Source organism: Tateyamaria sp., from assembly GCF_039940735.1.
Lineage (GTDB): Bacteria > Pseudomonadota > Alphaproteobacteria > Rhodobacterales > Rhodobacteraceae > Tateyamaria.
Window position 1 is genome coordinate 120,340 of the sequence record NZ_JBDVGB010000036.1, and the last position, 11,948, is coordinate 132,287.

12 protein-coding genes are annotated in these 11,948 nt (G+C 52.4%); 8 read left to right on the forward strand and 4 right to left on the reverse strand.

The window, feature by feature from the left end; translation table 11 throughout:
* Nucleotides 1-63: 63 nt before the first annotated feature.
* Together ABJF76_RS07035 and ABJF76_RS07040 are read left to right on the forward strand one after the other, a co-directional pair.
* Nucleotides 64-2,319 carry an NADP-dependent malic enzyme gene (locus tag ABJF76_RS07035; protein ID WP_413818956.1) on the forward strand — a complete coding sequence of 752 codons (2,256 nt, stop codon included), beginning with the start codon at nucleotides 64-66 and terminating at the stop codon, nucleotides 2,317-2,319.
* Nucleotides 2,319-3,197, forward strand: coding sequence for a ribokinase (locus ABJF76_RS07040; RefSeq protein WP_413818955.1), 879 nt, complete (start codon nucleotides 2,319-2,321; stop codon nucleotides 3,195-3,197). The genes ABJF76_RS07035 and ABJF76_RS07040 overlap by 1 nt, the downstream gene beginning before the upstream one ends.
* Here ABJF76_RS07040 and msrA read toward each other — a convergent pair.
* A complete protein-coding gene (gene msrA / locus ABJF76_RS07045) occupies nucleotides 3,194-3,853 on the reverse strand; it encodes a peptide-methionine (S)-S-oxide reductase MsrA (protein WP_413818954.1) in 660 nt (219 codons plus the stop codon). The genes ABJF76_RS07040 and msrA overlap by 4 nt on opposite strands.
* A 129-nt stretch (nucleotides 3,854-3,982) precedes the next feature.
* Between msrA and ABJF76_RS07050 the strand changes: the two genes are divergently transcribed.
* On the forward strand, nucleotides 3,983-4,684 hold the full coding sequence (locus ABJF76_RS07050; RefSeq protein ID WP_413819243.1) for an HAD family hydrolase: 702 nt from the start codon (nucleotides 3,983-3,985) through the stop codon (nucleotides 4,682-4,684).
* On the opposite strand, the gene ABJF76_RS07055 is transcribed toward ABJF76_RS07050, so the two are convergent.
* On the reverse strand, nucleotides 4,674-5,894 hold the full coding sequence (locus ABJF76_RS07055) for an argininosuccinate synthase (RefSeq protein WP_413818953.1): 1,221 nt from the start codon (nucleotides 5,892-5,894) through the stop codon (nucleotides 4,674-4,676). The genes ABJF76_RS07050 and ABJF76_RS07055 overlap by 11 nt on opposite strands.
* Nucleotides 5,895-6,616: 722 nt before the next feature.
* On the opposite strand from ABJF76_RS07055, the gene ABJF76_RS07060 reads away from it, so the two are divergent.
* Nucleotides 6,617-6,748 (forward strand): hypothetical protein, encoded by a 132-nt coding sequence (locus ABJF76_RS07060; protein ID WP_413818952.1) that lies wholly within the window; start codon nucleotides 6,617-6,619, stop codon nucleotides 6,746-6,748.
* A gap of 173 nt (nucleotides 6,749-6,921) precedes the next feature.
* On the opposite strand, the gene ABJF76_RS07065 is transcribed toward ABJF76_RS07060, so the two are convergent.
* Nucleotides 6,922-7,254, reverse strand: a complete 333-nt coding sequence (locus ABJF76_RS07065; RefSeq protein WP_413818951.1) for an Hpt domain-containing protein — start codon at nucleotides 7,252-7,254, stop codon at nucleotides 6,922-6,924.
* Between the two features lie 151 nt (nucleotides 7,255-7,405).
* Between ABJF76_RS07065 and ABJF76_RS07070 the strand changes: the two genes are divergently transcribed.
* Nucleotides 7,406-8,701, forward strand: coding sequence for a PP2C family protein-serine/threonine phosphatase (locus ABJF76_RS07070; protein ID WP_413818950.1), 1,296 nt, complete (start codon nucleotides 7,406-7,408; stop codon nucleotides 8,699-8,701).
* Here the strand turns inward: ABJF76_RS07070 and ABJF76_RS07075 are convergent.
* Nucleotides 8,677-9,126: an NUDIX hydrolase gene (locus ABJF76_RS07075; protein ID WP_413818949.1), complete on the reverse strand. Its 450-nt coding sequence runs from the start codon at nucleotides 9,124-9,126 to the stop codon at nucleotides 8,677-8,679. The genes ABJF76_RS07070 and ABJF76_RS07075 overlap by 25 nt on opposite strands.
* 78 nt (nucleotides 9,127-9,204) lie before the next feature.
* Here ABJF76_RS07075 and ABJF76_RS07080 point away from each other — a divergent pair, with 78 nt between their 5' ends.
* From ABJF76_RS07080 to ABJF76_RS07090, 3 genes are read left to right on the forward strand one after another with little or no spacing between them, the layout of a single operon-like run.
* Nucleotides 9,205-10,191, forward strand: a complete 987-nt coding sequence (locus tag ABJF76_RS07080) for an Hsp33 family molecular chaperone HslO (protein WP_413818948.1) — start codon at nucleotides 9,205-9,207, stop codon at nucleotides 10,189-10,191.
* Nucleotides 10,184-10,783: a CoA pyrophosphatase gene (locus ABJF76_RS07085; protein ID WP_413818947.1), complete on the forward strand. Its 600-nt coding sequence runs from the start codon at nucleotides 10,184-10,186 to the stop codon at nucleotides 10,781-10,783. Before ABJF76_RS07080 ends, ABJF76_RS07085 begins: the two co-directional genes overlap by 8 nt.
* Nucleotides 10,756-11,928 (forward strand): CCA tRNA nucleotidyltransferase, encoded by a 1,173-nt coding sequence (locus ABJF76_RS07090; protein WP_413818946.1) that lies wholly within the window; start codon nucleotides 10,756-10,758, stop codon nucleotides 11,926-11,928. Before ABJF76_RS07085 ends, ABJF76_RS07090 begins: the two co-directional genes overlap by 28 nt.
* Nucleotides 11,929-11,948: the final 20 nt, after the last annotated feature.

Consider the following 11,948-nt stretch of genomic DNA (forward strand, 5'->3'; position numbering starts at 1 on the left):
AAAGTCGATTGAGGCATCCCTGATGCTCGTCTAACATCGGCAAAGTCAGGGAGGATATCAAACATGGCAAAAAATAAGGTCACCGCAGAAGAGGCGTTGGCGTTCCACATGGAACCGGCACCCGGTAAGTTTGAAATTTCGGCCACTGTCCCCATGACTACGCAGCGTGATCTAAGTCTTGCTTATTCCCCTGGTGTTGCCGTGCCTTGCGAAGCGATCGCAGAAAACCCTGAACTGGCTTACGATTATACCAACAAGGGCAACTTGGTCGCGGTCATTTCCAATGGGACGGCCGTGCTGGGGTTGGGCAACCTTGGTGCTTTGGGATCCAAGCCAGTGATGGAGGGCAAGGCAGTGTTGTTTAAGCGCTTTGCTGACGTGAATTCGATCGACATTGAGCTTGATACAGAAGATCCGGACGAGTTTTGTAACGCAGTGCGTTTGATGGGCCCCACCTTTGGTGGCATCAACCTTGAGGATATCAAAGCGCCCGAATGCTTTATCATCGAACAGCGCCTGAAAGAAGAAATGGATATTCCTGTTTTCCATGACGATCAGCATGGGACGGCGGTGATTTGCGCGGCGGGTTTGATCAACGCGCTACACATTTCGGGCAAAAAGATCGAAGACGTAAAGATTGTGTTGAACGGGGCAGGAGCTGCTGGGATTGCTTGCATCGAGCTGCTTAAATCCATGGGCGCGCGTCATGACAACTGCATTGTTTGCGATACCAAAGGCGTTATTTATCAGGGCCGTACGGCTGGTATGAACCAATGGAAATCCGCCCACGCTGTGAAGACAGAATTGCGTAGTCTTGATGACGCAATGAAAGACGCGGATGTATTTCTTGGGGTTTCGGCAAAGGGTGCTGTGACACCTGAAATGCTGGAAAACATGGCGGACAATCCCGTGATTTTCGCCATGGCGAACCCGGACCCCGAAATCACCCCAGAAGAGGCCCACGCAGTTCGCATTGATGCGATCGTTGCCACTGGCCGCAGTGATTATCCCAACCAAGTGAATAACGTACTTGGGTTTCCGTATCTGTTTCGAGGTGCGTTAGATATTCATGCGCGCGCCATCAACGACGAGATGAAGATCGCTTGCGCTCATGCGCTTGCTGCATTGGCCCGCGAAGATGTGCCTGATGAAGTGGCGTTGGCTTATGGCAAATCACTGACCTTTGGTCGCGATTATATCATCCCGACGCCTTTTGATCCGCGTTTGATCCATCGCATCCCGACGGCAGTCGCAAAAGCCGGCATGGACACCGGCGTTGCGCGGCGTCCCATTGTGGATATGGAGGCCTATGAGCTTCGCCTAAAATCCCGCATGGATCCAACAGCAAGCATTTTGACAGGGATCAACGCCCGCGCCCGCGCCGCTCAAGCGCGTATGATTTTTGCCGAAGGCGATGACCCCCGTGTGTTGCGCGCCGCGGTTATGTATCAACGTTCAGGCTTTGGTAAGGCGCTGGTTGTTGGTCGCAGCGAGGAAGTAAAAGCAAAGCTGACCGAAACTGGGCTTGCCGATGCCGTCCGCGAGTTAGAGGTCATCAACGCGGCCAACACCGCGCATCTAAGTCAGTATAAGGCCCACCTTTATGATCGGCTAAACAGACGTGGTTTTGACGGCCAAGATATACACAGACTCGCCGCAAGGGACCGCCATGTGTTCGCTGCTTTGATGTTGGCGCATGGGCATGGCGATGGTTTGGTTACGGGCGCAACGCGGAAATCCGCCCATGTTCTGGATCGCATCAACCATGTTTTTGATGCGAGCGAGACGAGTAAAGCGGCAGGAATCACCGCGCTTGTTCAAAATGGGCGGATCGTATTTATCGCAGATACGCTTGTGCATGAATGGCCAGACGAAGAAGACCTTGCTGACATTGCGATGCAAGCTGCGAACGTGGCGCGCAACATGGGGCTGGAACCGCGTGTGGCTTTTGTCAGTTTTTCGACATTCGGATATCCTGTCTCGGAACGCGCAGAGAAAATGCACCAAGCCGCCCGTGTGTTGGATGAGCGCGGCGTAGATTTCGAATATGAAGGAGAGATGACCGTCGACGTCGCTTTGAACGTGCAAGCGCAGGCGGCGTATCCTTTTTCACGGCTGACTGGGCCGGCCAATATTTTGGTTGTACCAGCCCGGCATTCAGCCAGTATTTCGGTTAAATTGATGCAGGAAATGGGTGGCGCGACGGTGATCGGGCCCATTCTTGCGGGCACCGGTGGGTCGATCCAGATTTGTTCATCTGTTTCGACGGCAAATGACATTCTAAATATGGCTGTGCTTGCAGCCTGTAAGGTAGGGTAATGGCGGTCTGGAATTTAGGTTCAATTAATATCGACAATGTTTACCGGGTGCCGCATCTGCCAACGGCTGGGGAAACGCTAAGCGCTAAAAATTACAGCCAAGGCTTGGGCGGTAAGGGTGCAAACATGTCTGTCGCGATGTCCCGAGCAGCCGCGCGCGTCGTTCACATTGGCGCTGTCGGACAAGATGGAACGTGGGCGGTCGAGCGGCTTTTGGAATATGGCGTCGATACACGGCACATTTCGCTATTGGCTGACCAGGCGACAGGCCATGCGAATATTTCAGTCGCGCAAGATGGCGAGAACCAAATTGTGCTGTTTCCTGGGGCGAACCGTGCCATCACGGATGATATGATTGGTGCCGCGCTTTCGGATGCCGCAGCTGGCGATATTCTGGTCATGCAGAATGAAACCAACGGCCAACTGCAAGCTGCAAAAATGGCCAAACAGCTTGGATTGCGTGTCGTATATGCTGCTGCACCTTTTGATCCGGATGCGGTGGCACAACTTATGCCGTTTACGGATTTGCTTGTCTTGAACGCTGTGGAGGCAGAGCAGTTAGTAGGTGCGTTGAAACAGGAATTGACTGAACTTGGTGTCGATTCAATTGTGGTGACTCTTGGTGGTGACGGCTGCAAATGGTTGGACGTTTCCACAGGAACTGAGACACATTTGCCCGCAATTCCGGTTAGTCCAATCGACACGACGGGGGCGGGTGACACGTTTACAGGTTATCTGGTTGCAGGTCTTGATCGGGGCATGCCGATGCTTCAAGCGCTGGGCCTAGCGACACAGGCCGGGGCATTGATGGTCACCCGCATGGGCACCGCCGATGTTATTCCCGACCTGAAAGATATTGAAGACGCGCGTTTGGCTTAGCTGCCCGCGAAAGGTGCTGCGGACCCCCAAAGTGCACGCACAGTCGCGTCACGCCCACACGCATTCCGGTACGCTTTATAGGCCTTTGCTTTGCTTTTCGGCCCAAACCGAGTGAAAACAACGCTGCTTTGTTTGTAATAATCCTGATGGTAGCTGTCGGCGGGAAAGAACGTGTTTGCTTGCAAAACCGGGGTTACGACAGTTTTGCCCAAATCAGCTTGCGCCTGTGCTTTGGCCGCTTCTGCCGCGTTTACCTGTGATGGGGTTGCAAATATTGCGGTGCGGTAGCTGGCACCGCGATCGCAGAATTGACCACCGGCGTCCGTTGGATCAACAGAGCGGAAAAACATGGACAAAAGTGTTTCGACCTGGACCTGCGCGGGGTCAAACGTGATCTGAACGGCCTCGTAGTGTCCGGTGTTTCCGCCGGTCACTTGCTTATAAGTTGGGTTGGCCGTTGTGCCGCCCGCAAAGCCGGAAACGGCTTCTTTTACGCCTTTGACCTTTTCGAAATCGGCCTCCACACACCAGAAACAGCCGCCTGCGACGGTTAGAGTTTCCAACTGCTGAGCATGGCTTGTTTTCGCCTGTGCAAAAAAGCCCAGCCCAATCATCAGGGCGAGTGACATAGTTTTCAGTGTCCGACGTGCGATCATGACAAAGCTCCTTTTTTTGCACTTTGCGCTAACGATTTGATCGACACAACTCACACTGCCATGAGGTCGCGCATCCGTGAATTTGCATTTACCAGTCGTGATCTGGGCTTTACCCTGACTGCCATGACAATTCGTATCGCTATGTGGTCTGGGCCACGCAATTTATCTACGGCTTTAATGTACAGCTTTGCCGCGCGTGGGGACACCCGCGTGGTTGATGAGCCGTTTTATGCGGCATTCTTGGCGAAAACCGGTGATGATCATCCTTTGCGTGATGAGGTGCTAAGCAGCCAGCCAACTGATCCTAACGTGGTCGCAAAGTCTCTTGCTTTACCCATATTAGAGCCTATTTTTTACCAAAAACACATGACTCACCATATGCAAGAAGATTGGCCAACCCATTGGATGGAAGGAATGCGCCACGTTTTTCTGATCCGCCACCCTGCACGCGTCGTTACAAGCTATGCCAAGAAACGAGAAGCACCTTTGCTTGAGGATTTAGGTTTTGCGCAGCAAGCTGAATTAATGAAACGAACAGAGGCACCGCTGATCGTTGATTCAAGCGACATTCGTCACAATCCTGCGGAAATATTACAACTGCTTTGTGACAAGATTGGTATCCCGTGGACACCAAAAATGTTGCATTGGCCCAAGGGTGGCCATGCCAGCGATGGCGTTTGGGCAAAGCATTGGTACGGGGCTGTGCATGCCTCGACCGGATTTGGCGCGCGTGAACCGGACCTGCCTGTGCTTGACGGCGATTATGCCAGGTTGGCAGACGCGGCGATGCCCTATTACGAGGCGCTCGCCGCGCAGAAAATTATGATTTAAGGCGACGATCCCGTGCGGCCAAAAGTTTCAGACGCAAGGCGTTTAACTGAATGAAGCCCGCGGCGTCTTTTTGATCATAGGCACCGGCATCGTCTTCAAAAGTCACGTGCGCTTCGGAATAAAGCGAATGATCAGACCAACGCCCAACCGTACGCGCCAGACCTTTGTACAGTTTCAGACGCACTGTACCGGTGACATGTTCCTGGCTTTTGTCGATCATGGCTTGCAACATTTCGCGCTCGGGCGAGAACCAGAAACCGTTATAGATCAGTTCGGCATACCGCGGCATCATCTCGTCCTTGAGGTGGGCGGCGCCACGGTCCAACGTGATTTGTTCGATCCCACGGTGGGCCTCGATCAAGATCGTCCCGCCGGGCGTCTCATAGATGCCGCGCGATTTCATACCGACAAACCGCCCCTCGACCAGATCAAGGCGGCCAATGCCGTGCTTTCCACCAAGCCTGTTTAGCTCGGTCAATACAGTCGCCGGAGACATCGCTTCGCCGTTAATCGAAACTGCATCACCTTTTTCAAAACCAATTTCGATAAATTCGGGTTCGTTGGGCGCATCTTCTGGAGCGACAGTGCGTTGATAGACATAATCGGGCGCGTCGACGGCGGGGTCTTCTAGTACTTTGCCCTCGGACGAGGTGTGCAACAGGTTGGCATCCACACTAAATGGCGCTTCGCCGCGTTTATCTTTGGCGATTGGAATTTGGTTCTTTTCAGCAAAATCGATAAGCTTGGTTCGGCTGCTCAGATCCCATTCGCGCCAAGGTGCAATAACCTTGATATCAGGATTTAACGCGTAAGCGGCAAGTTCAAACCGTACTTGGTCATTCCCTTTGCCAGTCGCACCGTGGGCTACGGCGTCTGCACCTTCAAGCGCTGCAATCTCGACCAGGCGTTTGGAAATCAATGGGCGCGCGATGGACGTGCCCAGTAGGTAAAGCCCTTCGTACAAAGCATTGGCGCGGAACATTGGGAAAACGAAATCACGCACAAATTCTTCGCGCACGTCCTCGATATAGATGGAAGACGCTCCCATCAGCTCGGCCTTCGCGCGCGCAGGCTCAAGCTCTTCGCCTTGTCCTAGATCGGCGGTGAAGGTGACGACTTCGCAACCATATTCCGTCTGCAACCATTTCAGGATAATCGAGGTGTCGAGGCCACCGGAATAGGCCAGCACTACTTTCTTTGGGGCGCTCATGTTTATCTGTTCCTCTTGAGGTTTCGCAGCCGATACCTTTTTTGCGCAAGAGGGGCAAGATTGACCCTTCTGAGCAGCCTTTGTTTTCCGCAGCTAAAAAGTTTACGCTGGTTAGGTGTATTAACGTTGCCGTGGTGCCGTCAATTTTCGTGGCTCAAGGCAGAAGAGAGCGATCGATCTGGGACCGCAATGCACAACAACGGTCTTAGCGAACTTTTGTTGCAACTATCCGAATCTGCGGCAAAAAACGTGCCCAAAAAACACGACCGTAGTATGATTTCTCTGTTGCGTGATGTCGTGAAATCGGATGCCGCTTGGTGGCGATGGCCTGATTGGCGGTGACCATGATCGAATCTTGCAACGTTTGTCTGAAAAAGAACGCGTCGGGCGGCAGACAATTGCGCCTGAACAGTCAATGCTACAACAGGTCTTTGATGCTAATCCATGCTGTGCCTTTCAGTTTCAAAAACATCCTTCCCCCAAAAAAAAGGCATGTGTCCGAGATGCTGATGACAGGCCTGACAATGCGTGAAATTGCGACTTTGTGGCGGTTGCGATTAACACTTTCCGCAACCAACAGTATGCGATTCATCAAAAAATGGGCGGCTCTAACAGGCTTAGTCTCGCGTAGATTATGAAAAACGATGATATAGTGCATATGTATTATTATTTGTTAATCCGCGTGTTCTCCAAGCTGCGCTTAACGTCGTAGGGAGGCCGTCATGACACTCGTCAAACTAATCTCACTTCGCCTTTTTCTTGGTCTGTCCGTTGTCAGCGTCGGCCTTCTTGCCGCACCCAATATCGTTCGAGCTCAATCGCGTGAACTGCGCATCGGTAATATCTCCGCTTAATCGGGGCCACACACTGCGTTTGGTGCTTGGATGCTGTCGTAGATCGAAGAGATCACCAAAGATGGGCTCGATATCGTTGAAGACAAGTATTCCGTCGAGTTTTTGAATGCGAATAACCAGTCAAACATGTGCCGTTCTTACTTGGTTGGGAATGAGCTGATCCAATGAGAAGACTAGGATATATTTTCATGCTCCAAACCATTGAGAAACTCTTCGCAAGAGCTATCAAAACTAATTAAAATTGCAGCAAGATCGACCGAACCCGCTTCGCCTTTTGCGGCCATGGATTCACCCTTGCTGCACATCATCGAAAATTCGGAAAACCCTAGATTTAAGGCACAGCCCTTCAGGGAATGTAGATCTGTTTCTAGTTGATCAAGAATAGGGGTTTTCTTTAATCTATTAGTGATTTCAGATACTTCCTCGAGGAACAGTGGCACAACTTCATCAAAATCGTCTTGACCAATTTCGTTCTTCAAATTGATCACGCGTTGCCAATCGATCATCGTTTCCTCCTCCATATTGAACGGCATTGATGCATAGGCAGAGTTAACAACAGGTAATCTGTAAACCTTTAGGCACTCTCTGTTTTTTGTTTCACGCGACATTAAGTGCTGCAGCGTAAACCAAGGCAAATCAGTTTGGGTGACCCAAAATATGAGTGCGACACTTTTGCCCGTGGATGAGCTGGAAACATCCCCCGTCACTCCTCCGGAGGCGGAGGTGCGGACTCGAGTCTTGGTTGTCGATGATAGCCGTCTTCAACGCAAAATTCTGTGCAGCTCAGTTAAGCGCTGGGGATTCGAAGTATCCGAAGCTGGGTCGGCTGAAGAGGCGTTGTTGATTGCGGCGGATCAGCAACCTGACTTGGTCTTGAGCGATTGGGTGATGCCGGGCATGAACGGGTTGGAGTTTTGCAACGCGTTTCGAGAACAGTCCGGTGACAACTATGGTTACTTTATTTTACTAACCTCCAAGAGCGAAAAGAACGAAGTTGCGATGGGTCTTGAGGCAGGTGCCGATGACTTTGTGACCAAACCCGTTGACGCCAATGAGTTGCGTGCTCGGATCACAGCTGGTGAACGCATTTTGCGTATGCAGCGTGAGTTGGTCAAAAAGAATGGGCTAATCACAGAAACACTGGGCGAACTTCAACGTGTTTACGACTCCCTTGATAAGGATCTGTTAGAGGCCAAGAAACTTCAACAGTCTTTGATTCCAGAACGTAGCAAGTCTTTTGGAACGGGTGATGTGTCGCTCATGTTGCGATCTAGTGGTCACGTTGGCGGTGACTTGGTTGGTTTTTTCCCGGCGGGTTCAGGGCACCTTGGATTGTTTTCATTAGATGTGTCGGGTCACGGTATCAGTTCTGCTTTGATGACGGCACGTTTGGCTGGATACTTGTCTGCCACAGCGCCGGATCAAAACGTCTCGCTTTATCGGCGTGAGGGTGGTGATTACGAATTTTTGCCTCCTGAACAGGTCATCGAAACCCTCAATGATCTAGTCTTAGACGAGATGGAGACAGAGCATTATTTCACTCTGTTGCTTGCCGATGTGAACTTGGAAACTGGCCATGTGTGCATGGCTCAGGCAGGCCACCCACACCCGGTGGTGCAGCGCAAAGACGGGTCTATTGAACAAGAAGGCACAGGTGGGTTTCCCGTTGGTCTGATGTCAGGGATTTCTTTTACACAGTTCGAAACGCAGTTGCATCCAGGGGATCGATTGGTGCTTTTATCAGATGGGGTCACAGAATGTCCGGGCAGACAAAATGATATGCTCGAGGAGGAAGGGCTTGCAACGATGATGGGTAAACTAGAAAATACTTCCGGCCCTGCTTTTTTCGAAACTTTGTTGTGGATGCTAGGCGAGTTCGCAGGCGATCAATCTTTTCCGGATGATGTCTCTGGTATCTTGTTCGAATATCACGGACCAGGCCGGGCAAAATAGCGGGTTAGAAACAGACGATCGCCGTCGTTACCAAGGGTGGAGGCGGCGGCATCCGGTGACATCCATACCACCTCGTGATCAGGTTCAGTCGGGTCGCTGATCTGTAACGTTGGACGCGCGACATAGATGTGGCACAGTTTTTCTGCCCACATCGAATATTCTGGCATGTAGACAAACCGGCGAAAAGCACCGAGCCGCCGTGGGTGTGCGATATGCCACCCAGTTTCTTCAAAAACCTCGCGATGCAACGCCTGCAAGGGGCTTTCGCCAGGATCAATACCGCCGCCGGGCAATTGAAGATCTGGTTCACCGTCTGTTTGACAGGTCAGCAGGACAGCCTCGTGCCGTGGTAAAACCGCGTATGCACCGGGTCGCAAAGTGTATCGACGACCGGTTTCGGGCGGGTGTCCAACACGTCGGTTCATCTACGCCCTCTTTCCGTTTGGCCATCTCATCCTATATAGGGCTTCGATATGCCAATACGTGGCGCCAAAGGAAACCCCATGACACTCGGTTCGCAACTCGCGTGGGACGACACGGTCCTACCCTTCCAACTTGATGCCGCTGATATTCGCGGACGCGTCGCACGCTTGGATGGCGTGTTAGGCGGCATTCTGAAACAGCATGATTATCCGCCGCAAGTAGAAGCGCTTGTAGCGGAAATGGCGTTGCTGACGGCATTGATCGGTCAAACGGTTAAATTGCGGTGGAAGCTGTCTTTGCAGGTTCAATCCAAGGGCGCTGTGCGCATGATTGCGACGGATTATTATGGCCCGCAAGAAGAAGGTGATATCGCGCGTATCCGAGCCTACGCAACCTACGATGCAGATCGTTTGACAGATGAAGCGCCTTTCGAGCAGATCGGTGACGGCTATTTTGCAATCATGATCGACCAAGGCCAAGGCATGAAACCTTATCAAGGCATTACACCGCTGACAGGCGGGTCACTATCTGCCTGTGCCGAAGCTTATTTTGCACAGTCAGAACAGTTGCCGACTCGCTTTCAATTGAGCTTTGGAAAATCGTCAACACCCGGTGTCGCCGAACATTGGCGCGCGGGTGGCGTTATGTTGCAACACATGCCCAAAGCATCACCATTGGCTGCATCTGGTGAGGGCACGGGTGACTTGTTGGCCGCAGATGATTTGTTGGAAGGCGATGCGTCCGAAAACTGGAACCGCGTGAACATACTGCTCGACACGGTGGAAGAGATCGAATTGATCGGCCCACAAGTGCCACCGAACGACCTGTTACTTCGCTTGTTTCACGAGGAAGTTCCACGTGTTTTCGATGTCCAGCCAGTGAAGTTTGGATGTACTTGTTCGGAAGAGCGGGTACGACAAAGCCTGTCGATCTATTCCGCCCGAGACATCAAAACGATGACCACGGATGAGGGCCGCGTAACGGCTGATTGCCAGTTTTGTGGGATGCATTACGACCTTGACCCAGAAACTGTGGGCTTTGAGGCAAAAGACAAAAACGATGAGTGATCTCATCGTCCGAACCCGTGCTGCATTGGCACGGGGCAGCGACGAATCGTCGGATTTTGATCTAAATCCAGATGTGACTTTGGCAAAAGGGCGTAATTTGCGACCCGCTGCGGTTCTTGCGCCGATTATCGCGAATGACACTGGTTATGATCTTATCCTGACCAAACGATCGTCGGCGTTAAAGCACCATCCGGGTCAAATTGCTTTTCCGGGTGGAAAGCAGGACGGAAATGATGCTGATCTGATCGCGACTGCTCTGCGTGAGGCGCGCGAGGAAATCGGATTGCCCCCTGAAGATGTCGAGGTTTTGGGCGCTTTTTCCCCTCATGAAACGGTTACGGCTTTTACGGTGACTCCGATTGTCGCGCTGATTACGCAAGAATTTGATGTTGTGCCCGAGGTCGGAGAGGTGGCCGAAGTCTTTCGCGTGCCGCTCGACCACGTACTGAATCCATCTAACTATATTGTGCAATCGCGGCGTTGGCGTGGGCAACGGCGATCTTATTACACAGTGCCGTACGGACCCTATTACATCTGGGGCGCGACCGCGCGTATATTGCGCACATGGACCGACGCACTGCCCAACACGTAAACCCCGACACGCCGTTTCTGAACGATCCGGCTGCGCAAGCTTTGTGTGTAACACTCGAGGAAGCAGGGCATGTCGCGTTGTTTGTCGGGGGTTGTGTGCGCAACGCGCTTCTTGGGGTCGATGCAAGTGACATCGACATTTCAACTGACGCTGTCCCGCAAGACGTTTCGCGCATCGTTGAAAGCGCCGGGTTTCGGGCCATCCCAACTGGAATCGAGCACGGCACCGTGACGGTGATTGTGGATGGCTCTGCATTCGAAGTTACGACCTTTCGGCGGGACGTTGCCACCGATGGCCGCCGCGCTGTCGTTGCTTTTTCCAAAGATATCAAAGACGACGCGCGTCGCCGCGATTTCACGATGAACGCGCTTTATGCTAATCGCACGGGCACGGTATTTGATCCGCTGGACGGGATGCCAGATTTGCAAGCTGGTCGCGTGCGTTTCATCGAAGACGCCGGTGAACGTATCCGCGAAGATTTCCTTCGAACCCTCCGTTTCTTTCGGTTTCATGCCTATTACGGCAACCCTAAGGAAGGGTGGGATGCAGATGCGCTTTCTGGGATTGCGGCCAATTTGGACGGATTAGAGACACTTTCAGGTGAAAGGGTCGGTGCAGAAATGACTAAACTGTTGTCTGCGCAAGACCCAGCGCCCGCCTTGGCTGCCATGACGCGCACGGGTGTGTTGTCTTGCATTTTGCCGGGGGCTGATCCGACATTGATCGCCCCTATTGTGCATCTCGAAGGATTGATTGGTGCTTTGCCTGATCCGATGACACGACTGGCTGCGCTGGGCGGGATTGATGCGCCAAAGCGATTGCGATTGTCACGTGCAGATCAAAAGCGGCTGGAAGCAATTCAAGATCAAAGCCTAAGCATGTTGTCGCCCACAGCCATCGGTTATTTGGCGGGTCAACAAGCTGGAATAGGTGCTGTTTTGCTGCGGGGGGCTATGGCTAATACGCCGCTTGACCACGGAATCATCGCGCAGGTGATGACGGGGGTGCGATCCGAATTCCCGATCAAAGCCAGCGATTTGCCGAACCTGCAAGGCAAGACTTTGGGTGATCGGCTAAAGGCGCTTAAACAGGATTGGTTGGCATCTGATTTGGCAAAGTCAAAAAACGATTTGCTTGGGTCGTGACTTTTGCGCTGTTTCGCGTT

Bases quoted from the DNA above. Each gene is read 5' to 3' on its own strand.
- ABJF76_RS07080 (WP_413818948.1), top strand. From the start codon at position 9,205: ATGACACTCGGTTCGCAACTCGCGTGGGACGACACGGTCCTACCCTTC.
- msrA (WP_413818954.1), bottom strand. From the start codon at position 3,853: ATGATCGCACGTCGGACACTGAAAACTATGTCACTCGCCCTGATGATT.
- ABJF76_RS07060 (WP_413818952.1), top strand. From the start codon at position 6,617: ATGACACTCGTCAAACTAATCTCACTTCGCCTTTTTCTTGGTCTGTCC.
- ABJF76_RS07055 (WP_413818953.1), bottom strand. From the start codon at position 5,894: ATGAGCGCCCCAAAGAAAGTAGTGCTGGCCTATTCCGGTGGCCTCGAC.
- ABJF76_RS07085 (WP_413818947.1), top strand. From the start codon at position 10,184: ATGAGTGATCTCATCGTCCGAACCCGTGCTGCATTGGCACGGGGCAGC.
- ABJF76_RS07075 (WP_413818949.1), bottom strand. From the start codon at position 9,126: ATGAACCGACGTGTTGGACACCCGCCCGAAACCGGTCGTCGATACACT.
- ABJF76_RS07070 (WP_413818950.1), top strand. From the start codon at position 7,406: ATGAGTGCGACACTTTTGCCCGTGGATGAGCTGGAAACATCCCCCGTC.
- ABJF76_RS07040 (WP_413818955.1), top strand. From the start codon at position 2,319: ATGGCGGTCTGGAATTTAGGTTCAATTAATATCGACAATGTTTACCGG.
- ABJF76_RS07065 (WP_413818951.1), bottom strand. From the start codon at position 7,254: ATGATCGATTGGCAACGCGTGATCAATTTGAAGAACGAAATTGGTCAA.
- ABJF76_RS07035 (WP_413818956.1), top strand. From the start codon at position 64: ATGGCAAAAAATAAGGTCACCGCAGAAGAGGCGTTGGCGTTCCACATG.
- ABJF76_RS07090 (WP_413818946.1), top strand. From the start codon at position 10,756: ATGGACCGACGCACTGCCCAACACGTAAACCCCGACACGCCGTTTCTG.